This window comes from Serratia sp. 121840015-1 (assembly GCF_053627655.1).
The window spans coordinates 1284015-1306877 of the sequence record NZ_JBSEYF010000001.1; the positions used below are offsets into that span (position 1 = coordinate 1284015).

The following is a 22863-nucleotide window of genomic DNA, read 5'->3' on the forward strand; positions in this document are numbered from 1 at the left end:
GCTAATCTAAAGTGATTGTTTTTAACTAAAACACTAACTAAAAGTGAATGATAGATGAAGCTGAGCCAGCTGAAGTTTTTCTGTACCGTAGTGGAGCACAAAACCATCGCCGCGGCCGCGCGCGAGCTGCACTGCGTGCCTTCCAACGTCACGCTGCGGCTGCGCGAACTGGAGGAGTCGCTGGGCGGCGAACTGTTTTTCCGCGACAAGAATCGGCTGTACGTCAATCCCAAAGGGCGGCTGTTCTATCAGCAGGCGCGCGACATTGTGGCGCAGGCGGAGCGCAGCAAGCAGCTGTTCGCCGGCGAGCATCAGCGTGGGCTGCTGAACCTCGGGGCGCTGGATTTCTCGCTGGTCAGCCATTTGCCGGCGCGCATTGCCCGGCTGCGCCGTTTACAGCCTCATCTGCACATCAACGTGCTGAGCCGCGACTCGCTGGTGCTGGAACGCATGCTGATCGACAGCGATCTCGACCTGGCGATCACCGACGGCCCGATTGAACATCCGCTGCTCGCCAGCCAAAAGGCATTCGATGAACGGCTGGTATTGTTGATGCCGGCCGATGCCGGGGAACCCGACGCCGCCACGCTGGCGCCGCTGGAGTTTTACACGTTCAGCCGCGAATGTTCGTTTCGTCTGAAGGTGGATCACTGGCTGGCCTCGCGTGGGCTGAAACCGCGCATGACGCTGGAAATGGAGTCTTATGCCGCGATGGCGGCCTGCGTACAGGCCGGTTGTGGTGTCGCCTGCGTCCCCGGTTCGTTGCTGCCGCTGATCTTGCCGGCGCCGGGGCTGAAGGTGGTGGAAATGGGCGAAGAGGGGCTGAGCGACCTGTATTTCGTCTGGCGACGGCATCAGCTGTCGGACGAGTTGCAGACCATCCTGGGGATATTGGCGCACCCGGCGTGAACCGGGCGCGCATTTTCAGGCGATGCGCAGCGAAGGTTGCTGTTCGCTGCGGCGGATCACCACCGGAATCGACTTCGAGGTCGGGGTACCGGTGCCGTCGCCGAAGCTGGCCAGCGGCACCAGCGGGTTGGTTTCCGGGTAGTAGGCCGCCAGGTTACCACGCGGAATGTCGTAACTCACCAGCTTGAACCCGTCCACTTTGCGCACCACGCCGTCGTTCCACAGGGTTTCTATCTCTACCCGTTCGCCGTCCTGCAGGCCCAGCGCCGCCAGATCCTCCGGATGGATGAACAGCACTTCACGCTGACCGTAAACGCCGCGGTAGCGGTCATCCAGACCATAGATGGTGGTGTTGTACTGATCGTGCGAGCGCAGCGTTTGCAGGGTGAACGGCGCTTTCTCGCTGCCCAGCTGTGGGAACAGGGTGGTCGGCAGCGCGGCGGCGCTGAACTCTGCCTTGCCGCTCGGCGTGGCGAAGCGCAGTTCGGCGGCGGCATTGCCGAGGTAGAAACCGCCGGGCTGGTCGCAGCGCCGGTTGAAATCTTCGAAGCCGGGAATGGTGGCGGCGATGTGATCGCGGATCAGCGAATAGTCGTCGGCCAATTCCAGCCAGTCCAGCTGCTGGGTGCCCAGCACCGCGTCGGCGATGCCGCAGACGATCGCCGTCTCCGAACGTTGGGTCTCCGCCAGCGGCTTGCCGATGCCTTCCGAGGCGTGGACCATGCTGAACGAATCCTCGACCGTAATGTACTGCGAGCCGCTGGCCTGCATGTCCAGCTCGGTGCGGCCGAGCGTCGGCAGGATCAGCGCGTCTTTGCCGGTCACCAGGTGGCTGCGGTTAAGCTTGGTGCTGATATGCACCGTCAAATCGCAGTTGCGCAGGGCGCGGGCGGTGCGTTCGGTGTCCGGCGCCGCGGCGGCCAGGTTGCCACCCAGCGCGATCAGCACTTTCACTTCGCCGCGCAGCATCGCTTCGATCGCTTCCACCGTGTTGTGGCCCAGCGCGCGATTGGCGGTGAAGTTAAAGTGGCGCTCCAGGCTGTCGAGCAGCGCCTTCGGCGACTTCTCGTCGATTCCCATAGTGCGGTTACCCTGGACGTTGCTGTGGCCGCGTACCGGGCACAGGCCGGCGCCCGGTTTGCCCAACTGCCCGAACAGCAGCTGCAGGTTGGTGATTTCACGCACCGTCGCAATAGAGTGTTTATGCTGAGTCACGCCCATCGCCCAGGTGCAGATCACCCGTTCGGCGCCCTGATAGGTGGCCGCCGCCTGGCGCAGCTGCGCCTCGCTCAGGCCCGACTGCGCGGTAATGGTCTGCCACTCGGTGGCGTCTACCTGCGCCAGGTAAGCCTCCACGCCGACGCTGTGCCGTTCGATAAACGCCAGGTCGAACAGGGCGGGCTCGCCGGAGGCTAAACGCTGACGGTGGGTTTCCAGCAGGGCTTTCACCATGCCGCGCACCGCCGCCATATCGCCGCCCAGATTCGGCTGGTAGTAGGAAGAGCTGATCGGCGAGGATTTTGGCGTCAGCATCTGTACCGGATCCTGCGGATCGGCGAACCTTTCCAGCCCGCGCTCGCGCAGGGTGTTGAAGCTGACGATACGCGCGCCGCGTCGGGCGGCGTTCTTCAGGCTGTGCAGCATGCGCGGGTGGTTGGTGCCGGGGTTTTGGCCAAACACGAAGATGGCGTCGGCCTTTTCGAAGTCATCGATGCGGATGGTGCCTTTGCCGACGCCGATGCTCTGCTTCAGCCCGACGCCGCTCGCCTCGTGGCACATATTGGAGCAGTCGGGGAAGTTGCTGGTGCCGAGCATGCGGCCGAACAGCTGATAAAGGTACGACGCTTCGTTGCTGGCACGGCCCGAGGTATACAGCTCGATCTGGTTCGGGTTGTCCATGCCGTTGATGTGTTTGGCGATCAGCGCCAGCGCGTCCGGCCAATGGATAGGTTCATAGTGGTCGGTTTCGGCGTTGTAGCGCATCGGATGGGTGAGGCGACCCTGATACTCAAGGAAATAGTCGCTCTGCTGCTGCAGCGTGCTGACGCTGTGGGCGGCGAAGAACTCAGGCTCCACGGCGCTGCGCGTCGCTTCCCAACTGACCGCTTTGGCGCCGTTTTCGCAGAAGCTGAAGGTGCTGTGGTTGTCGTCGCCCCAGGCGCAACCGGGGCAGTCGAAGCCGCGAGCTTTGTTGACGCGCATCAGGTTGCGCATGTTTTTTAGCGTTTGTTTACTGTCGAGGACAAAGCGGGTGGTGGCTTCAAGCGAACCCCAGCCGCCCGCCGGGCCGGTATAAGGCTTGATTGACGGTTTGAATTTCATGGTGACACTTCGCAGGTGGTTGTAGCTAAAAAGTAAACGCTTTTTTATGCGTCTTGCGTATTTATGTCACAAGTTTAGGGGCGCTGCGGGGTGGCGTCTAATCGAATGGGGCAATGGCGGCATAGAGCGCATCTATCGCCGGCGGGCGGTGCCGTAAACAAATGGTTGCATAAAGACACCCGCTGCAAAAGAGTAATGGTTTCGTCTGAAAGTGAATTCATGCAGTCTATCTCGCGGATTATATTGGCATTTTATTCAGCCTGCGGGCCTGAGGAACACAGCGTGAAGCGTTCAGTATCAGTGGTAATCGGCGGCATATTGCTGCCTTTAGCGGCGCAGGCGGCGGAAACGACGCCCAATTTTCCTACCATGACCCCGCCGGCGATAGACGCCGCCTCTTACGTTTTGATGGATTACACCACCGGCCAGGTGTTGGCCGCCGGCAATGCCGACGAACGGCGCAACCCGGCCAGCCTGACCAAACTCATGACCGGGTTGGTGATCGACCACGCGCTCGATCAGCACAAGATTGGCCTCGACGATGTCGTCACCGTGGGGAAAGACGCCTGGGCGCAGGGCAACCCGGTGTTCAAAGGATCTTCGTTGATGTTCCTGAAGCCAGGTGACAGGGTCACGGTGCGCGATCTCAGCCGCGGTATCATCATCGATTCCGGCAACGACGCCTGCGTAGCGATGGCGGATTATGTGGCGGGCAGCCAGGCCAACTTCGTCAAGCTGATGAACGAGAAGAGCGCGCAGCTGGGCCTGCAGAACACCCATTTCGAAACGGTACACGGGCTGGATGCGCCGGGGCAGTTCACCACCGCCGGCGATCTGGCGGTGATTGCGCGCGCCATCATTATGAGTGAACCGGCGGAATACCATATGTACAGCGAGAAGTCGCTGACCTGGAATGGCATCACGCAGCAGAACCGCAATGGCCTGCTGTGGGATAAGACGCTGCACGTCGATGGGCTGAAAACCGGGCACACCGCCTCGGCCGGCTTCAACATCATCGCCTCCGCCACCGAAGGGGATCGCCGCCTGATCGCCGTGGTGATGGGCGGCAAAAGCGCTAAAGGGCGTGAGGAGCAGGCGCGTAAGCTGTTGACTTGGGGGCTGCGCGACTTTGCCACCGTACACCTGTTCAGCGCCGGCCAGAGTCTGGGGGAAGAGCCGGTCTGGTACGGCGAGAATCACCGGTTACCGGTCGGTAGCGCGCAAGAGCAGTCGCTCAGCCTGCCGAAAAGCGAGGCGGACAAGCTGAAGGCGCAGTACGTGATCAATGCCGCACGGCTGGAAGCGCCGATTGGCAAAGGGCAGACCGTTGGCGAGATCCGCATCAGCGACAATGGCCAGGTGGTGAAAACCTTGCCGCTGGTGGCGCTGCAGGCGGTGCCGCAGGGCGGCGTGTTCTCGCGCCTGGTGGATTACGTGAAGCTGAAGCTCTGACTCGCCGGGCGGACGACGGTGCCCGGTGGTATACTGGTGCGAATGCCGATCATTGAGCCGCGCTATGGATATTAAACAACTGATTTATTTGTGTAATTTAGAACGAGAACGTCACTTCGGCCGGGCGGCGGAGGCCAGCTTCGTTAGCCAGCCAACGCTATCCATGCGATTGAAAAATCTGGAAAAAGAGCTGGGTGTTTCGCTGATTAACCGCGGCAATCATTTCGGCGGTTTTACCGCCGAAGGCGAGCGGGTGCTGGCGTGGGCGCGTGAGATCGTCTCGGTTTACCAGGGGCTGAAGCTGGAGGTGGAGTCGCTCAAGCACGGCTTGCACGGCACGCTGCGCCTTGGCGTGGTGCCGCAGTGCAGTATCTCGGTATCGGAAATGCTCAAGGCGGTCAGCGAGCGTTACCCGCATCTCGATTACCGGCTGGCGGTGCTGAGCGCCGATCAGCTGCTGGAGGCGCTGACGGCGCATACCGTCGACATCGGCATCGGCTTTTTCGAGCTGTCGACCTTAAAGGAGCTGCACTTCCAATCGCAACCGCTGGTGGAAACCGGCGTCGAGCTGGTATTCCATCCGCAACACTTTCCGAAGCTGGTGGGCGATACGCCGTTGCCGCTGGAGGCGGTGGCCGCTTTGCCGCTGTGCCTAGCCGAGCCGACGCGTTATTTCCGCCGCTATCTCGATCAACACTTCCGCGACGCCGGGTTGACGCTGCACACGCGGCTTGAAACCGCCTCGATCTTCCAACTGCTGGAGGGGATTTTCGTCGGCCTGGGCTGCGGGCTGTTTCCGCGCGGCCAGCTGCAATCGCCGCTGATGCCGGCGTTGCAGCGCCGTCCGGTGGCCATCGGTGCCATGCCGCGTCATGCGGCGGTGGTGGTCGATATGGCAGAGCGCGCCACGCCGTTGGCGCAAAAATTCTTCGACGCCGCCAGCGAGTGGCTGCGTCAGCAGAATGTCTAAAACGCGGCGTATCACGGCCGGTAATCAGGCCGCGTAGCGGTCTTCAGTCGGCGGCGATGAAAGGCTCCGCATCGCCCAGCGTTTGGCGCAGGCGATTTTCCCAGGCGTAGAGCGCGGCGGTGAGGATCACTTCCAGCGCCTGTGCCTGATTCAGACCGCTGTTGAACAACGGTTGCACGCTCTGCGGGGTGAATTTCTCCGGTGCGCGCGTCAGCTCGGCGGCGGTGTGGATCACCGCGCGTTTGACCGTGTCCTCGGTAAACGCCAATCCCTGAGGCAGCCCGGCGAACAGCGCCTGAGTCAGTCCGTCATCCTGCAATTCGTGCGCCACCGTGGCCGCGCAGTAGCGGCTGCCGTTGATGCGCGAGACCGCCAGCGTCGCCAGCGCTTTCAATCGGCTCGACAACCCATATCCTTCGGCATTGATGCCGTTAAACACGCCGTTGCGCTCACGCAGTGCGGCGGCATCGTGCGCCAGCAGCAGGTAATAAGATTCGGCGCGCGCCTGCGGGTGGCTCTGATCCAGCACGTCAAGCTGTTCGGCGGCGGCGGCTTCCGTGTCGATTGGCGGCAGGCGCGCAGTCCAGCTTAACTCTTCGGTGCTGAAAGCGACGCCATCGGCGTCTTCGACGTTTGGGAAACCGGGCACTACCACCGCCGGTCGGCCGGCCAACGCCGCTACGCCCGCCACCACGCGCGCTTGGTAGCTGACAAAACCGATGATTTGCGAAAAGGTGACGATATCCGCCGGGCTCAGCCCGACGTCGCCAAGCTGCTGCAGCGCTCTGCGGCAAATCAGCGTGGGCTGGCTGGCGAGCTGGCGGGCGTATTGGGTGATCTGGGCGAGGCGGATATTGCTTTCCCGGGAGGCGTCCGGGCTGTGCAGCGGGGAGAGGCGGGCGGCGTAGTGGCTACAGAGCGATTGCACGCCGGTCACCTGAGCGACGGTCAGCGCGGTGCTGAGGCGATCATAGGGTGACAATGTCACGTACCGTGATAGCGACACCTGGTCGGGAAACAGGGCGTGGTAACCGGCCAGCGAGGCGTTGAATACCCCGGCGCGGGCGCCGAGCGCAGCGTTTAACGCTTCATCGGCGAAGGCGCCCAACCCCAGCAGAAAACGATCGCGCAGGGTAGCCGCCTGTGGCTCCAGCGGCGCATCGCCCCGCACGCTGCTTTGGGTTTCGTGATACCACTGGGCATTATGTTGTCGACGGAGTCGTTCCATAGGGTCAATCCTTAATCATGAGCAACAGCCACCGGTGCGTGCGGCAGCGGCGGCTGGACAAAGAGTCAACATGCCCGCAGGCGGGGCGAAAGGTAGATTTAGCGCAGCTCATCGCAGCACAGCGCGTGGCCGTAAACAGAGAAACCGGCGGCCAGCGTGAGCAGAAACTGCGTGAGGCGGCGATGGCGAAGGCTGTTCATCAGTGCGATATCCTGTCGTATGAGAGGCTCAACGTAGGGGATATCCTCACCGATCGCCCTGGCGAGATAAAATAATGTTACGGACTAATCAATAACTGAAAGGAATAAAATATAAGGATATATAACAAGAATGTAATTTGTATGTGCGTTTTCTCGCTAAGCGGCAGGCACGCGCGGCAATAAAAAACCCGCCGCAGCGGGTTTGCATGTACAGCCGTGGCTCAGAAACGCCCGCCGTCGCGTCGCCAGGCGTCGGCGGTCAGCGCCTCGCCGAAGTGGCTGGCGATAAGTCGCTTGGTCAATTCGTGCAGCGGCGCCGCCAATACCTCGGCGGTGCTGCCGCGCTCGACGATTTCCCCTTCGTGCATCACCAGCACCTGGTCGCTGATATGCTTCATCATGCCGAGGTGCTGGGTGACATAGATATAGGAAATACCGTGTTTTTCCTGCAGCTCCAGCATCAGGTTGATGATTTGCGAGCGCATCGACATGTCCAGCGAGGCCAGCGCCTCATCGGCGACGATCACTTTCGGCTGCAGGATCAGCGCACGCGCCAGCGCGACGCGCTGTTTCTGCCCGGAAGCCAGCATGTGCGGATAGTAGTAGGCGTGATCCGGCAGCATGCCGACCTGGCGTAATGTCTGGTTGATGCGCTGCTCGCGCTCGGCGGGTTCCAGACTGGTGTTCAGCCGCAGCGGCGCGTCCAGCAGCTGGCCGATGCGCTGGCGCGGATTGAGCGAGGTGCTCGGATCCTGAAAAATCATGCGAATGCGCTGGCTGCGATAGCGATAATCGCCGAATTCCAGCGGATGATCGTCGATCAGCAGTTCGCCGGCGGTCGGTTCCACCATGCCGGAGAGCATCTTCGCCAGCGTGGATTTGCCGGAGCCGTTCTCGCCGATTACCGCCAGCGTCTGGCCTTCGCGCAGGGTAAAGCTGACCGATTTCACCGCCTCGACGTGCTGGCGGCGGAACAGACCGGTGCGGTAGCGGTAGGTTTTGCTCAGGTTGCGCACTTCCAACAGCGTTTCCATGTTATTGCTCCTCCATGTTCAGCGGGAAGTGGCAGGCAAAGAAGTGGTTTTTGACCGGGCGCAGGCGTGGTGTTTCGATGCACTTCTTCTGTGCGTAAGGGCAGCGCGGCCCCAAGCGGCAGCCGATCGGCAGGTGTTCCAGCGAAGGAATGGCACCCGGCAGCGTGTTCAACCGGCTCTTGTGCGGCAGCGAGCGGCCGAAGTCCGGCATAGCGCGGATCAGCGCCTGGGTGTAAGGGTGGTGCGGCGCCGCCAGCAGCTCTTCGCACTGGGCGCTTTCCACCGTTTGCCCGCAGTACAGCACGTTCACCCGGTCGGCCCACTTGCTCATCATCTGCAAATCGTGGCTGATCAGCAAAATGGTGGTGTTGTTGTTCTGGTTGAGGCGCGCCAACAGGCGGAAAATCTGCGCCTGGGTGGTTGGCTCCATGGCGTTGGTCGGCTCATCGGCGATCAGCAGGCGCGGCTGGTTGGCCAGCGCGATGGCGATCATCACTTTCTGGCACTCACCTTCGGTCAGCTCGTACGGGAAGCTGCCCATGATGTCGTCGTGATCCTTGATGCCGACGCGGTGCAGCAGTTCGATGGCGCGGCGTTTGCGCCAGTTGAAGCGCTGCCACCAGCGGCCCTTGTAGGTCCAGCCCGGAATGGCCTGCGCCAGCTGGCGGCCGATGCTTTCGGAAGGATCCAGACAGGACTGCGGCTCCTGGAAAATCATCGAGACGTTGTGGCCCACCAGCCTGCGCCGCTCGCGCGGGCTCAGCTGCAGCAGATCGATGTCGTCGAAGCGGAAACGGTCGGCGGTGACGCGCCAGTTGTCTTTGGTTACGCCGCAGATGGCTTTGGCGATCAGGCTCTTGCCGGAACCCGATTCGCCCACCAGGCCGCGCACCTCGCCCTCGGTCAGCGTCATGCTGACGCGATCGACCGCCTTGACCGGCCCTTCGGCGGTCATAAATTCAATCGTTAGATTGCGGATATCGAGTAACGGCATTATTCCACCCCGGCATTGATTGCGCGGCGCATACCGTCGCCTAACAGGTTAACCAGCAGCACGCTGACGAGGATGGCCGCGCCGGGCAGCATCACCGTCCAGGGCGCGACGTACACCAGCTCGAGCGAATCGCCGAGCATCGCTCCCCATTCCGGCGAAGGCAGCTGCGCGCCGAGATCGAGGAAGCCGAGCGCGGCAATATCCAAAATGGCCATCGACAGCGCGCGGGTGAACTCGGTCACCAGCACCGCCGCAATGTTCGGCATCACTGCGTACCACAGGATCTGCAGCGTGGAAGCGCCGTCTAGCCGCGCCGCCACCACGTATTCTTTATCCAGCTCGTCGTGCACCGCGCTGTAGATGGTGCGCACCATGCGCGGCAGCAAGGCGAGCCATACCGCCAGCATGGCGTGTTCAAGTTTGGGGCCGATAAACGCCACCACCACGATCGCCAGAAGCAGCGAGGGAATGGACAGCAGGGTATCGAGAATGTGGTTGAGCACCGCCGAGCGCAGCCCGTGAGTGACGCCGGCGAACACGCCGAGGATCACCCCGCAGAACGCCGCAGCCAGCGTCACCGCCAGCGCCGAGCCGAAGGTGGCGGCAGTGCCGGTCAGTAGCCGGCTGAGGATGTCGCGCCCGAGATCGTCGGTGCCGAGAAAGAACGACACGTTGCCGTAGCGTGACCAGGAAGGCGGCAGCAGCTGATAACCGAGGAACTGCTGATCCAGCGCGTAGGGCGCCAGCAGGCTACCGAACAGCGACAGCAGCAGCAGGGCGATCACGCCGTAAAAACCGATCATCGCCAGCGCGTCGCCGTAGAAAATCCGCCAGGTGTAGCGCAGCGGGCTCGGCATCTTTTTCTCGCGGTATACGTTATCGAAGGGCATACCATTCCTTATGTTTCAGCGGGTTGGTTGCCGCACCCAGAATGTCGGCCAGGACGTTAATGGTGATCACCAGCGTGCCGACCACCATGACGCCGGCGGAGATCGCCGCATAGTCCTGCTGGCGAATGGCGTTGATCAGCCACCGGCCGAGGCCCGGCCAGCTGAACACCACTTCGGTGATCATCGCCAGCGTGAGCATGGTGGAGAACTGTAACCCCAGCTTGGGCACGATCGGCGGCAGCGCATTGTGCAACACGTGGCGGCGAATGATGGTGAAGCGCGACAGGCCGCGGGTGGCGGCGGCCTTGATGTAGTTTTGGCTCAGCACGTCGTCGGTGCTGATGCGCATCAGGCGCACCACTTCGGTAGTGGGGGCCACCGCCAGCGCGGCGATCGGCAGGATCATGTGGCGCAGGGCGCTGCCGATCATCTCGGCGCGGTACGGCGAGTCCGACAGCCAGGCGTCAATCAGCGCGAAACCGGTGATCGGCTTCACCTGATACAGCAGGTCGAAACGGCCGGAAACCGGCAGCCAGCCCAGGTGCAGCGAGAAGAACAGCATCAGCAGCAGTGCCAGCCAGAACACCGGCATCGAAAAGCCCAGCAGCGCGAAGGTGCTGATGGCGGTGTCCTGCCACTTGCCGCGCAGCACGCCGGCGATGATGCCCAGCGGAATGCCGATAAACAGCGCCAGGGCGAACGCCAGCAGGCATAGCTCCATGGTGGCCGGGAACACTTCGCGCAGCTGTTCGCTGATCGCCTGGCCGTTGATGCTGGAGACGCCGAAGTCCCAGTGCAGCAGGCTGACGAAGTAGAACTGATAGGCGTCCAGCAGGGCGGCGCCGTTCAGCGGCGCGCGCGGCGTGAAATAGCTCAGGCTGAAGCTGACCAGCGTCAGGAAGAACAGCGTGATCAGCAGCAGCAGAATGCGGCGCAGGGTAAAGATAATCACTTTTTCACCTCCGGCGCGGATTCACGGTACACCCCGGCGAACGAGGCGTTGCCGAACGGGCTCAGCACCAATCCCTTGATGTCGTAGCGGTAGGCCTGCAGCCGCAGGGAAGAGGCCAGCGGCAGCACCGGCAGTTGCTGCTCGAGGATCTTCTGCGCCTTACGGTAGTTGTCGATGCGCTGAGACAGCTGCTGCGACAACAGCGCGTTCTGCAACACCTCGTCGAAGCCCGGGTCACACCAGTGAGCATAGTTGGTTTGCGAACGGATTGCCGCGCAGCTCAGCAGCGGCCGGAAGAAGCTGTCCGGGTCGTTGCTGTCGGTGGCCCAGCCGGTCAGGGTCAGATCGTGGTTCATCTCCATCAGGCGCGCCTCCTGGAAGCGCCCCTCTACCGGCACGATGGTGACGTTGATGCCCACCTGGCCGAGATCGGCCTGGATCAGCTCGGCGGTTTTCAGCGGGCTCGGGTTGTAAGATTGCGAGGCGGTCGGCACCCACAGCTTCAGGTTCAGCTGGCCGACGCCGGCCTGCCGCAGCATTTCGCGCGATTTGGCCGGATCGTACTCGGTGACGTGCGCGTCGTTGTCATAGGCCCAGGAGGCGCGCGGCAGGATTGAGGCGGCGGTTTCCGCCGTGCCGTAATAAATCGACTGCATCAACCGCTGGTTGTTGATCGCCAGCGAGATCGCCTGGCGCACGTTGAGGTTGTCGAGCGGCGGTTTGCGGGTGTTGAACGCCAGGTAGGCGATGTTCATCCCCGGGCGCAGCGTCAGGCGCAGGCGCGGATCGTCGCGCAGGATAGACAGCTGGCTGGCCGCCGGATAGGCCAGCACGTCGCATTCGCCGGTCAGCAGCTTGGAAAGGCGGCCGGTGCCGCCTGCGCCCAGATCGATCACCACCTGCGGCATGCGCGGCAGGCCTTTCCAGTAGGCGGCGTTGCGCGCCAGGCGAATATATTGCCCCGAGCGGTATTCATTGAGCAGGAACGGGCCGCTGCCGACCGGCTCGCGGTCGATCAGCTCCTGGTGGCCTTCGCGCGTCAGCGTGTCGGCGTATTCAGCGGACAGCACCGGCGCGTAGTGGGTCGCTAGGTGCCACAGGAACGAGGCGTCCGGCGACTGCAGGCGGATCTCCACCGTGTAGTCGTCGAGCTTTCTCACGCTCTGCACCGAATCGCCGAACTGCAGGCTGTCGAAATAGGGGTATTCGCCGCCGTTGACGTCGTGATACGGGTGCTTTTGGTCAAATACGCGCGCGAAGCTGAACACCACGTCGTCGGCGTTCATCTTGCGGGTGGGCGTGAACCAGGCGGTGGTCTGGAACGGCACGTCCTTGCGCAGATGGAAACGGTAGGTGGCGCCGTTGTCCAACACTTCCCAGCTTTGCGCCAGCTCGGGGATCAGCCGGTAGGTGTAGGGATCGACATCCAGCAGACGATCGTACAGCTGGGCGGCCAGGGTATCCACCGTCAGGCCGCTGCTGGCCATTTGCGGGTTAAAGGTATTCAGTATGCCGCTGACGCAATAGACAAAGCCGCTCTGGCGAATGTCCGGCAGCGGCGCCGCGGCGGGCGCGGGCGGTGTTGTCGCGGCCAAGGCGGAGCCGGTAAAGCACAACGACACTATCCAAAGGGGTAAACCACGCATAGAGGCTCATGGGTTAATCAGCAATAGCGTTAGTGTATCGCACTCTGACCGGCAGCCCAATCCATTGAGCAAAATCGCTGAGTTTTCTGCTACTTGATTAATCAGGTCGCCCAACGGCGTGAAAAAAATCTTATTTGATATGTTATAACATAACAAAATCATGATACCGTTCCCCGGCAAAGTCACAATAACGTAAGGGGATGTATGAACGAAGTTGCACTTCCACCACGCCGTTCGCTGCCGGACGCTCAGGCATGGCGCGGCGAAATGAGTGATGTCGGGCTCGATTGGGTCGGGATGCAAGGGATCGCACTGCCGCTGGAGCTGGCCGGCAAGCCACTGATGGCCACAGTCGACGCCGGCATCAACCTGCGCGCCGAAGCGGCGGGCGAACGCGGTATTCACATGTCGCGTCTGTATCTGGCGCTGGATGAATTGACGCAGGGTGAGCTGACGCCGCAGCGCATCGGCCGAACGCTGCAGGCCTTTCTGGATTCGCAGCCGGAACACAGCGATCGCGCCAGCCTGACGCTCAGCGGCGAGCTGCTGTTGTCTCGCCCGGCGTTGCTTTCGCCGCAGCGCGGCTGGAAGGCTTACCCGCTGCGCATCGAGGCGACCCTGACGAACACGCTGACGCTGGCGCTGACCGTCGGTGTGCCTTACTCCTCTACCTGCCCGAGTTCGGCGGCGCTCAGCCGTCAGTTGGCGCAGCAACAGTTTCAGTTTGATTTTGAACAGGCGGCGGAGCGGGTCAGCCAACGCCAGGTGAGCGAGTGGCTGTTGGAGCAGGGAATGCCGGCCACCCCTCACAGCCAGCGCAGCTGGGCCTGGGTCACCGTGACGCCCGAGAATGAACGGGCGTTCGAACCGGTGAAATTGATCGACCGCATCGAACACGCGCTGGGCACGCCGGTACAAACGCTGGTGAAACGCCGCGACGAGCAGGCCTTCGCGCTGGCCAACGGTCAGAACCTGATGTTTTGCGAAGATGCGGCGCGCCGTCTGTATCGCATGCTGCGCAGCCAGTGCGATTACCGCGCCTTCTCGCTGCGCGTCGAGCATCAGGAGAGCCTGCATGCCCACAATGCGGTGGCGGAGTTGAGCTGGCGGGGAGAAAATCATGCTGCGTAAAAATCCCAGCGGCCATCTGCCGCAGGTCTCGCCGCTGGCCTACATCGATCCCACCGCCATTATTTGCGGCCGGGTGATCGTCGAAGATTTCGTTTACGTCGGCCCTTATGCGGTGATCCGCGCCGACGAGTTGAACGCCGCCGGCGACATGGAGCCGATCGTCATCGGCTCGCACTCCAATATTCAGGACGGCGTGGTGATCCACTCCAAGAGCGGGGCGGAGGTCACCATTGGCCGTTACAGCTCGATCGCCCACCGCGCCATCGTCCACGGCCCGTGTCGCATCGACGATCGGGTGTTTATCGGTTTCAACAGCGTGCTGTTCAACTGCCACATCCAGTCCGGCTGCGTGGTGCGTTACAACGCGGTGGTGGACGGCGTGACGCTGCCTGAAAACCGCTATATCCCCTCGACCGAGCGCGTAGGGCCGGACAGCGACCTGTCGCGCTATCGCCAGGTCGATCGCGGCGCGCTGCAGTTTTCGGAAGAAGTGGCCGCCACCAACGTCGAGCTGGTGCGCGGTTACCAGGCATTACGCAATGAATTTTAATGAGGCTCCCATGAAACAACTTCCCGTGACCGTGCTTTCCGGCTTTCTCGGCGCCGGCAAAACCACGGTGCTGAACCACATCCTGAACAACCGGCAGGGCATGCGCGTGGCGGTGATCGTCAACGACATGAGCGAGGTGAACATCGACGCCGCGCTGGTGGAAAATGCCGTGCATCTTGATCGCCAGGAAGAGAAGCTGGTGGAGATGAGCAACGGCTGCATTTGCTGCACGCTGCGCGAAGACCTGCTGGTCTCGGTGCGTGAGCTGGCGCAGGACGGGCGTTTCGATTACCTGCTGATCGAATCGAGCGGCATCTCCGAGCCGCTGCCGGTGGCGGAAACCTTTACCTTTGAGGACGAAAAGGGCGAAAGCCTGTCGCAGTTCGCCCGGCTGGATACCCTGGTGACGGTGGTCGACGGGTTGAATTTCATCCAGCAGTACCAGCAGGCGCAAAGCCTGCAGGAGGCCGGCCAAAGCCTGGGCGAGGACGATCTGCGCAGCGTGGCGGATCTGCTGATTGAGCAAATTGAGTTCTGCGACGTGATCCTGGTCAGCAAGACCGATCTGTTGACGCCATCCCAGCAAGGCGAAGTGATGGCGCTGCTGGCCAGCCTGAACCCCGATGCCCGCATTGTGCCGATCGCGCCGGGCAAACTGCCGCTGGAGGCGGTGCTGAATACCGGCAGCTTCAGCTTTGAAAAGGCGCAGCAGGCGCCCGGCTGGCTGAAAGAGCTGCGCGGCGAACACGTGCCGGAAACGGAAAACTACGGCATCAGCAGCTTCGTCTACCAGGCGCGGCGGCCGTTTGCGCCGGACAAGTTTTACCGCGTGATCAACGGCGATTGGGGCGGCGGCAAGTTGCTGCGCTCGAAAGGCTTTTTCTGGCTGGCGACGCGGCCGCGGCAGGCCGGGCAGTGGAGCCAGGCAGGGGGCATCGCCCACTACGGCCTCGCGGGCACCTTTTGGCGCGCCATTCCGCAAGATAATTGGCCGCAGGATCCCGAAGCGCGGGCGCACATTCAGGAAAAATGGGTGGAGCCGTTCGGCGATATGCGCCAGGAACTGGTGTTTATCGGCCAGCATCTGCAGCAAGCGACGATCGTGCGTATGCTGGACGACTGCCTGCTGAGCGACGATGAAATGGCCGCCGGCGTGGACTATTGGCTGGACATGGCAGACCCGTTCCCTGAGTGGTAATTGCGCAATCTTCGTGTGGTAATGAGAAAAATTCTCAACAAAGTGCTTTACAGACGATACTGATAACTATTATCATCGCCTGGCAGTTCACGGAAGGCCACAGTTTGCGGCTCTGATGTGGAAGGCACGACATTGCTCACATTGCTTCCAGTGTTTTTTAAGCCAGCTCGGGTGCTGGCTTTTTTTTTTGCCTGTTATTCCTCGTCCGCTTCGCCATTTTGCAGCAGCACATGCTTTTTCAGCATGCCGCGCAGTTGGTGATAGGTGAGCCCCAGCAGCTGCGCCGCCTTGCGCTGATTGAAGCGCCCCTGCTGCAGCGCCGCTTCGATCAATGCCTTCTCCTGCTCGAGCTGCCAGTGTTTCAAATCCAGCGGTAGCGGCGGTAACGCGCCGGCGTCTTCAGGAACGGGCGCGACCGGCGTGGCCTCGCGTGGCGCAAACGGGTTGATGACGATGTCGTCCAGCGGGCTGTCGCTGTCGCCGTGGCGATAAACCGAGCGCTCCACCACGTTTTTCAGTTCGCGCACGTTGCCCGGCCAGCCATACTCGAGCAACGTTCGCCTGGCATGCTCGGTAAAGCCTGGAAACAGCTGCAGCGCCAGCTCGCGGCACATTTGAATGGCGAAATGCTCGGCCAACAGCATGATATCGGGCCGCCGTTGGCGCAGCGGCGGCAGCTGCACCACGTCGAACGCCAGCCGATCCAGCAGATCGGCGCGGAACTTGCCCGCCGCCGCCAGCGCCGGCAGATCGTCGTTGGTGGCGCACACCAGGCGCACATCCACCCGCAGCGGCTGGCTGCCGCCCACGCGCTCCAGCTGGCCGTATTCGATCACCCGCAGCAATTTCTCCTGCACCAGCATCGGCGCGGTCGCCAGCTCATCGAGAAACAGCGTGCCGCCGTCGGCGCGCTCGAAGCGCCCCAGATGGCGCTTTTGCGCGCCGGTAAACGCGCCGGCCTCGTGACCGAACAGCTCGGAATCCAGCAGGTTTTCATTCAGCGCCGCGCAGTTAAGCGAGATGAAAGGCCCTTGCCAGCGGTTGGAGAGGTAGTGCAGACGGTGGGCGATCAGCTCCTTGCCGGTGCCGCGCTCGCCGATCACCAGCACCGGCTTGTTCAGCTTGGCGACCTGGGAGACTTGCTCCAAGACTTCGACAAAGGCGTTTGCCTCGCCCAACAAATTCTCTGGCTGTTCGTTCATGATGAAATTCGCCAATGTTTGGTGAAAATAATCACTCTACAGCAAGCGCGCAGAGAGTCAAAAAATAATATTCGTTACTTTTCAATAATATAAAAGTTGGCACGGGTTTTGATTATATCTTTGGGCAAGCTGTAGGACTTAACGCGGCGCTTCAGACGCCATCAGAACCAAGAGGAAGTGAATTATGGGTATTTTTTCTCGTTTTGCCGACATCGTGAACGCCAACATCAACACCCTGCTGGACAAGGCGGAAGATCCGCAGAAGCTGGTGCGGTTGATGATCCAAGAGATGGAAGACACGCTGGTTGAAGTTCGCTCTACGTCGGCGCGCGCGCTGGCGGAGAAAAAGCAGCTGCTGCGTCGCATCGAGCAGGGTGAAAACCAGGTAAGCGACTGGCAGGAAAAAGCCGAACTGGCGCTGCGCAAAGATAAAGAAGACTTGGCCCGTGCGGCGCTGATCGAAAAACAAAAGGTGGCCGATCTGATCGCCACGTTGACGAAGGAAGTGGCGACCGTAGAAGAAACGCTGGCGCGCATGAAGAGCGAAATCGGCGAGCTGGAAAACAAGCTGACCGAAACCCGCGCGCGGCAGCAGGCGCTGGCGCTGCGTCATCAGGCCGCGTCTTCTTCCCGTGACGTGCGCCGCCAGCTCGACAGCGGCAAGCTGGATGAGGCGATGGCGCGTTTCGAACAGTTCGAGCGCCGTATCGACCACATGGAAGCCGAGGCGGAAAGCATCAGCATCGGTAAAAAGAAGTCGCTGGACCAAGAGTTTGCCGAACTGAAGGCCGACGACGCCATCAGTGAGCAACTGGCGGCGCTGAAAGCCAAAATGAACCGCTCAGAGTAAGGCGAACCGCGGCCACACGCCGGAGGTGGCCGCCTATCCAGGACCCGATAAGAAGGAATAACAATGAGTGCTTTATTACTTGCCATTCCGCTGACAATTTTCGTGCTGTTTGTCGCGCCGATTTGGCTTTGGCTGCATTACAGCAATCGGCAACAGACCGGCATCCAGCTGAGTCAGCAAGAAATGCAGCGCCTGGCGCAGCTGGCGGAAGACGCCAAACGCATGCGTGAACGCATTCAGGCGTTGGAAGAGATCCTCGATACGGAACACCCGAACTGGAGACAGTCCTGATGAGCACGACGCTGGGCAGTAAAAAGCTTTATCGCGTTCCCGAAGAAGGCATGGTGAAAGGCGTCTGCGCCGGTTTGGCCCACTATTTCGACGTGCCGGTGCGCCTGATCCGCGTGATGGTAGTGCTGTCGCTGTTCTTCGGGTTGTTCTTCTTCACGCTGGTGGCCTATATCGCGCTGGTGTTCGTGTTGGATGAAGCGCCGGCCAGCCGTTTCGAAGGCGAGCATCAGAAGACGCCGCGCCAGCTGCTCGATCAGCTGGAGTATGAGCTGGGCAGCGGCGAGCAGCAGCTGCGCCAGGTCGAGCGCTATGTGACGTCCGATACCTTCGGCGTACAGAGCCGTTTCCGCAAGCTGTAACCCTTCTTGCGATACCCGGCCTGCACAGGCCGGGTATCTTCGCCGCCGTTATCCCGTGAATGTAACCTTAATCGTCTTGTGCCGGAGGGCATTGTCATGAATAAAATCGATGTTGCAAACACCGCCAAAACGGGTGGATTTAAACGAGGATCGGCGGCAATGTTGAAGACATTGGCTAAAGTCATCATCATAGCGTTATTGAACTATGGCCCGGCGGGGGCCGCCGGCTGGCTGTTGAAGACCGTCGGCCGCAAACCGGTGCGCTTCGTGCTGGCGCTGGTGCTGGAACCGCTGTTCCGTAAAGGCCTGAACAAGGCATTCGGGCGTTACGTCAAGGAGAGCAATGAAACGACTGCAAAATGAATTAACCTCTCTGGTCAACCGCGGAATGGATCGCCATCTGCGCCTGGCGGTGACCGGCCTGAGCCGCAGCGGCAAAACCGCCTTTATCACCGCCTTCGTCAACCAACTGCTGCATGTGCACAGCGGCGCGCGCATGCCGCTGTTTTCACCGGTGCGTGAAGAGCGCCTGCTGGGCGTCAAACGCATCCCGCAGCGCGATCTCGGCATCCAGCGTTTCACCTATGACGAAGGGCTGGCGCAGCTGTACGGCACGCCGCCGGCCTGGCCGACGCCGACGCGCGGCGTCAGCGAAATTCGTCTGGCGCTGCGTTACCGCTCCAACGACTCGCTGCTGCGCCACTTTAAAGACACCTCCACGCTGTACCTGGAGATCGTCGATTATCCCGGCGAATGGTTGCTGGATCTGCCGATGCTCGAGCAGGACTACCTGGCCTGGTCGCGCCAGATGACCGGGCTGCTGCAGGGCGAACGCGCCGAATGGGCCAAGCCCTGGCTTGAGCTGTGCAAGGCCTGCGATCCGCTGGCCCCGGCCGATGAAAACCGCCTGGCGGCGATCGCCCAGGCCTACACCGATTACCTGCTACGCTGCAAAAGCGAAGGGCTGCACTTCATTCAGCCGGGGCGTTTCGTGCTGCCGGGCGATATGGCCGGCGCGCCGGCGCTGCAGTTTTTCCCGTGGCCCGACGTGGCCGCGATCGGCGAATCGAAGCTGGCGCAGGCCGACAAACACACCAACATCGGCATGTTGCGCGCTCGCTTCAACTACTACTGCCAGTCGATCGTCAAAAACTTCTACAAAGAGCATTTCGTCCGTTTCGATCGGCAAATTGTGCTGGTCGACTGCCTGCAGCCGCTCAACAGCGGCCCGCAGGCGTTCAACGACATGCGTCTGGCGTTGACCCAGCTGATGCAGAGCTTCCATTACGGCAAGCGCACGCTGTTTCGCCGCTTGTTCTCGCCGACCATCGACAAACTGATGTTCGCCGCCACCAAGGCGGACCATATCACCGCCGATCAGCACGCCAATCTGGTCTCGTTGCTGCAACAGCTGGTGCAAGAGGCGTGGCAGAACGCGGCGTTCGAGGGCATCAGCATGGATTGCGTCGGCCTGGCCTCGGTGCAGGCGACCGAGAGCGGCATCGTCGATCATCAGGGGCAACGCATTCCGGCGCTGAAGGGCAACCGCCTGAGCGACGGCGCGCCGCTGACGGTGTTCCCCGGCGAAGTGCCCGCCCGCCTGCCGGGGCCGGCGTTCTGGCAGAGCCAGGGGTTCCACTTCGATGAGTTCCGTCCGCGCGCCATGAGCGTGGACACCCCGTTGCCGCACATTCGTCTGGATGCGGTGATGGAGTTTTTATTGGGAGACAAATTGCGATGAGCGAGCCGATCAAACCGCGTATCGATTTTGACGAGCCGCTGCAGCCGCCGCAGGAGCCGGCGTTGCGCGCCGGCGTCGCTTTCGATGCCGAACAGGCAGAAAGCTTTTTCCCGGCGGCGCCGGAGCTGCAGCAGGAAGAGGAAGAAGGGCGCGCCGAAGGCATCATCAATGCCGCGCTGAAACCTAAACGCAGCCTGTGGCGCAAAATGGTCACCGCCGGCCTGGCGCTGTTCGGCGTCAGCGTGGTGGCGCAGGGCGTGCAGTGGGTGCATACCGCCTGGGTGCAGCAGGACTGGATCGCCATGGGCGGCGGCGTGGCCGGCGGCCTTATCGTGTTCGCCGGCGTCGGTTCGGTGGTCACCGAGTGGCGGCGTTTGTATCGGCTGCGCCAGCGCGCGGAAGAGCGCGACGTGGCGCGCGAGCTGTTGCATAGCCACGGGCTGGGGCAAGGGCGCGAATTCTGCGAGAAGCTGGCGCGTCAGGCCGGGCTGGATCAGGGGCATCCGGCGCTACAGCGCTGGCAGGCGTCGCTGCATGAAACGCAGAACGATCGTGAAGTGGTGGAGCTGTACGCCAAACTGGTGCAGCCGGTGCTCGATAACCAGGCGCGGCGCGAAATCAGCCGCTCCGCCGCCGAGTCGACGCTGATGATCGCCGTCAGCCCGTTGGCGCTGGTGGATATGGCGTTTATCGCCTGGCGCAACATCCGTTTGATCAACCGCATCGCCGCGCTGTACGGCATCGAGCTGGGCTACTTCAGCCGCATTCGTCTGTTCCGGCTGGTGGTGTTGAACATCGCTTTCGCCGGCGCTTCCGAGCTGGTGCGCGAAGTGGGCATGGACTGGATGTCGCAGGATCTGGCGGCGCGGCTGTCGGCGCGCGCGGCGCAGGGCATCGGCGCCGGGTTGTTGACCGCACGGCTGGGCATCAAGGCGATGGAACTGTGCCGCCCGCTGCCGTGGCTGGAAGGGGAAAAGCCGAAGCTTGGCGATTTCCGCAGCCAGCTGATCGGCCAGTTGAAAGACACGCTGAAAAAGAGCGACGGCAAGGCCAAATGACCCCACGACGGCGCTCTCAGGAGCGCCGTTTTCTCAACGGCGCCGACGCCGAACGTAATCGAGACTTGACGACAGTCGATCCCCCTGTGAGTGCATGATAAATCTCTGCAAAATTAATTCTGGTTGTGATAACTCTCTGTTTGTAGGCTAAAATGACGCCGATGCTGTTATCCGCTTGCGTTTAAAATCAGCAGCCACGGCAATAAATCAGAGTTCTGTCAACTTTTGCTGACAGATCGCTTCTACCGCCCGGTGCGAGGGAGTATCATCATTGTCAACGATCCCCGCACCTGCAGAGATAAGGCCAACACTGATGCGTTTGGAAGTATTTTGCGAAGACCGCCTCGGTCTCACTCGAGAATTACTCGATCTTTTGGTATCGCGCAGCATTGACTTACGTGGCATCGAGATCGATCCCATCGGCCGCATTTACCTCAATTTCTCCCAGCTGGATTTCGATACTTTCCGCGCGCTGATGGCGGAGATCCGCCGCATCGCCGGCGTGACCGACGTGCGCACCGTCAGCTTTATGCCTTCCGAACGCGAGCATCGCGCGCTGCGTGCGCTGCTGGAATCGATGCCGGAACCGGTGTTCTCTATCGATATGAAGGGCAAGGTCGAGCTGGCCAACCCGGCGGCGCAGGCGCTGTTCAGCCTGAACGAAGACAAGATCCGCAACCAGACCGCCGGAGCGCTGATCGGCGGCTATAACTTCAGCCGCTGGCTGGAGAGCGAGCATACGGCGCCGCACTCCGAGCGGGTGGTGATTCGCAGCCAGGACTTCCTGATGGACATCACGCCCATCTATCTGGAAGACGAACAGCAGCAGCCGGCCGCGGTCGGCGCGGTGGTGATGCTGAAGTCTACCGCGCGCATGGGCCGCCAGCTGCAAAATCTCTCGGTGAACGACGATACCGAATTCGACCACATCGTCGCGGTAAGCGCCAAGATGCGCCACGTGCTGGAGCAGGCGCGCAAGTTGGCGATGCTCGATGCGCCGCTCCTGATCGTCGGCGATACCGGTACCGGCAAGGATATTTTGGCCCGCGCCTGCCATTTGCGCAGCCCGCGCGGCAAACAGCCGTTCCTGGCGCTGAACTGCGCTGCACTGCCGGATGACGTGGTGGAGAGCGAGCTGTTCGGCCATGCGCCGGGCGCTTATCCCAACGCGCTGGAAGGCAAGAAAGGCTTCTTCGAGCAGGCCAACGGCGGTTCGGTGCTGCTGGATGAGATCGGCGAAATGTCGCCGCGCATGCAGACCAAACTGCTGCGTTTCCTCAACGACGGCACCTTCCGTCGCGTTGGCGAAGAGCATGAGGTGCACGTCGACGTGCGCGTGATCTGCGCCACCCAGAAAAACCTCACCGAGCTGGTGCAGCGCGGTGAATTCCGCGAAGACCTCTATTACCGCCTCAACGTGCTGACCATCACCATCCCGCCGCTGCGCGAGCGTCCGCAGGACATCATGCCGCTGACTGAGCTGTTCGTGGCGCGCTTCGCCGATGAGCAGGGTGTGGCGCGGCCCAAGCTGGCGAGCGATCTGGGCGGCTTCCTCAGCAAGTACGGCTGGCCGGGCAACGTGCGCCAGCTGAAAAACGCCATCTACCGCGCGCTGACGCAAACCGAAGGCTATGAGCTGCGGCCGCAGGATATCGTGTTGCCGGAGTTCGAGGTGGAGATGTCGCTGGGCGACGAGGTGCTGGACGGCTCGCTGGACGACATCAGCAAGCGTTTCGAGCGCTCGGTGCTGACGCGCCTGTATCGCACCTATCCCAGCACCCGCAAGCTGGCGAAGCGCCTGGGCGTTTCCCATACCGCCATCGCCAACAAGCTGCGCGAGTATGGCCTGAGCAGCCGTAAAGGCGGCGCCGAGGGCGAGGAATAAG

General features: G+C 61.7%; 21 protein-coding genes. 13 read left to right on the forward strand and 8 right to left on the reverse strand.

Annotated features, from left to right (window positions below):
* The first annotated feature begins 54 nt into the window (after positions 1 to 54).
* Complete coding sequence (locus ACUXAC_RS06235; protein WP_060439833.1) at positions 55 to 909, forward strand: LysR family transcriptional regulator; 855 nt, start codon at positions 55 to 57, stop codon at positions 907 to 909.
* Positions 910 to 924: 15 nt separating this feature from the next.
* On the opposite strand, the gene ACUXAC_RS06240 is transcribed toward ACUXAC_RS06235, so the two are convergent.
* The gene (locus ACUXAC_RS06240) at positions 925 to 3231 is read right to left on the reverse strand and encodes an FdhF/YdeP family oxidoreductase (RefSeq protein ID WP_060439834.1); all 2307 of its coding nucleotides are present in this window, start codon (positions 3229 to 3231) and stop codon (positions 925 to 927) included.
* 282 nt (positions 3232 to 3513) lie between these two features.
* Here ACUXAC_RS06240 and dacD point away from each other — a divergent pair, with 282 nt between their 5' ends.
* Positions 3514 to 4683, forward strand: coding sequence for a serine-type D-Ala-D-Ala carboxypeptidase DacD (dacD, locus tag ACUXAC_RS06245; protein WP_060430144.1), 1170 nt, complete (start codon positions 3514 to 3516; stop codon positions 4681 to 4683).
* A 64-nt stretch (positions 4684 to 4747) separates the two neighbouring features.
* Positions 4748 to 5653, forward strand: a complete 906-nt coding sequence (locus ACUXAC_RS06250) for a LysR family transcriptional regulator (protein WP_025303008.1) — start codon at positions 4748 to 4750, stop codon at positions 5651 to 5653.
* 43 nt (positions 5654 to 5696) lie between these two features.
* Here the strand turns inward: ACUXAC_RS06250 and ACUXAC_RS06255 are convergent, their stop codons facing one another.
* From ACUXAC_RS06255 to sapA, 6 genes are all read right to left on the reverse strand, one after another.
* Positions 5697 to 6881: a CMD domain-containing protein gene (locus ACUXAC_RS06255; protein ID WP_141959368.1), complete on the reverse strand. Its 1185-nt coding sequence runs from the start codon at positions 6879 to 6881 to the stop codon at positions 5697 to 5699.
* A 421-nt stretch (positions 6882 to 7302) separates the two neighbouring features.
* Complete coding sequence (gene sapF, locus ACUXAC_RS06260) at positions 7303 to 8115, reverse strand: putrescine export ABC transporter ATP-binding protein SapF (protein ID WP_033648455.1); 813 nt, start codon at positions 8113 to 8115, stop codon at positions 7303 to 7305.
* A 1-nt stretch (position 8116) separates the two neighbouring features.
* Positions 8117 to 9109, reverse strand: coding sequence for a putrescine export ABC transporter ATP-binding protein SapD (gene sapD / locus ACUXAC_RS06265; RefSeq protein ID WP_019452674.1), 993 nt, complete (start codon positions 9107 to 9109; stop codon positions 8117 to 8119).
* On the reverse strand, positions 9109 to 9999 hold the full coding sequence (gene sapC / locus ACUXAC_RS06270; protein WP_060418571.1) for a putrescine export ABC transporter permease SapC: 891 nt from the start codon (positions 9997 to 9999) through the stop codon (positions 9109 to 9111). Before sapC ends, sapD begins: the two co-directional genes overlap by 1 nt.
* Positions 9986 to 10951 (reverse strand): putrescine export ABC transporter permease SapB, encoded by a 966-nt coding sequence (gene sapB, locus ACUXAC_RS06275; protein WP_004930575.1) that lies wholly within the window; start codon positions 10949 to 10951, stop codon positions 9986 to 9988. Before sapB ends, sapC begins: the two co-directional genes overlap by 14 nt.
* The gene (gene sapA, locus ACUXAC_RS06280) at positions 10948 to 12597 is read right to left on the reverse strand and encodes an ABC transporter substrate-binding protein SapA (RefSeq protein WP_060418574.1); all 1650 of its coding nucleotides are present in this window, start codon (positions 12595 to 12597) and stop codon (positions 10948 to 10950) included. The genes sapB and sapA overlap by 4 nt, the downstream gene beginning before the upstream one ends.
* A gap of 204 nt (positions 12598 to 12801) precedes the next feature.
* Here sapA and folE2 point away from each other — a divergent pair, with 204 nt between their 5' ends.
* From folE2 to zigA, 3 genes are read left to right on the forward strand one after another with little or no spacing between them, the layout of a single operon-like run.
* Complete coding sequence (gene folE2 / locus ACUXAC_RS06285; protein WP_100395714.1) at positions 12802 to 13728, forward strand: GTP cyclohydrolase FolE2; 927 nt, start codon at positions 12802 to 12804, stop codon at positions 13726 to 13728.
* Positions 13718 to 14278 carry an LbetaH domain-containing protein gene (locus ACUXAC_RS06290; protein WP_387441258.1) on the forward strand — a complete coding sequence of 187 codons (561 nt, stop codon included), beginning with the start codon at positions 13718 to 13720 and terminating at the stop codon, positions 14276 to 14278. The genes folE2 and ACUXAC_RS06290 overlap by 11 nt, the downstream gene beginning before the upstream one ends.
* Positions 14279 to 14288: 10 nt before the next feature.
* Positions 14289 to 15476 carry a zinc metallochaperone GTPase ZigA gene (gene zigA / locus ACUXAC_RS06295; protein ID WP_387441256.1) on the forward strand — a complete coding sequence of 396 codons (1188 nt, stop codon included), beginning with the start codon at positions 14289 to 14291 and terminating at the stop codon, positions 15474 to 15476.
* A gap of 194 nt (positions 15477 to 15670) precedes the next feature.
* Here zigA and pspF read toward each other — a convergent pair whose 3' ends face one another.
* Positions 15671 to 16678, reverse strand: a complete 1008-nt coding sequence (pspF, locus tag ACUXAC_RS06300; RefSeq protein ID WP_343180226.1) for a phage shock protein operon transcriptional activator — start codon at positions 16676 to 16678, stop codon at positions 15671 to 15673.
* A 184-nt stretch (positions 16679 to 16862) separates the two neighbouring features.
* On the opposite strand from pspF, the gene pspA reads away from it, so the two are divergent.
* The 7 genes from pspA (at position 16863) to tyrR (ending at position 22862) form a co-directional block, all read left to right on the forward strand.
* Positions 16863 to 17528 carry a phage shock protein PspA gene (pspA, locus tag ACUXAC_RS06305; RefSeq protein WP_387441254.1) on the forward strand — a complete coding sequence of 222 codons (666 nt, stop codon included), beginning with the start codon at positions 16863 to 16865 and terminating at the stop codon, positions 17526 to 17528.
* A 63-nt stretch (positions 17529 to 17591) separates the two neighbouring features.
* Positions 17592 to 17819 carry an envelope stress response membrane protein PspB gene (gene pspB, locus ACUXAC_RS06310; protein ID WP_039565931.1) on the forward strand — a complete coding sequence of 76 codons (228 nt, stop codon included), beginning with the start codon at positions 17592 to 17594 and terminating at the stop codon, positions 17817 to 17819.
* Positions 17819 to 18178, forward strand: a complete 360-nt coding sequence (gene pspC / locus ACUXAC_RS06315; RefSeq protein ID WP_004930552.1) for an envelope stress response membrane protein PspC — start codon at positions 17819 to 17821, stop codon at positions 18176 to 18178. Before pspB ends, pspC begins: the two co-directional genes overlap by 1 nt.
* A gap of 96 nt (positions 18179 to 18274) precedes the next feature.
* Complete coding sequence (pspD, locus tag ACUXAC_RS06320; RefSeq protein WP_387441252.1) at positions 18275 to 18541, forward strand: phage shock protein PspD; 267 nt, start codon at positions 18275 to 18277, stop codon at positions 18539 to 18541.
* Positions 18522 to 19919 carry a YcjX family GTP-binding protein gene (locus tag ACUXAC_RS06325; RefSeq protein WP_033632929.1) on the forward strand — a complete coding sequence of 466 codons (1398 nt, stop codon included), beginning with the start codon at positions 18522 to 18524 and terminating at the stop codon, positions 19917 to 19919. Before pspD ends, ACUXAC_RS06325 begins: the two co-directional genes overlap by 20 nt.
* On the forward strand, positions 19916 to 20977 hold the full coding sequence (locus ACUXAC_RS06330) for a YcjF family protein (RefSeq protein WP_180547284.1): 1062 nt from the start codon (positions 19916 to 19918) through the stop codon (positions 20975 to 20977). The genes ACUXAC_RS06325 and ACUXAC_RS06330 overlap by 4 nt, the downstream gene beginning before the upstream one ends.
* A gap of 313 nt (positions 20978 to 21290) precedes the next feature.
* Complete coding sequence (tyrR, locus tag ACUXAC_RS06335; RefSeq protein ID WP_038880356.1) at positions 21291 to 22862, forward strand: transcriptional regulator TyrR; 1572 nt, start codon at positions 21291 to 21293, stop codon at positions 22860 to 22862.
* Position 22863: the final 1 nt, after the last annotated feature.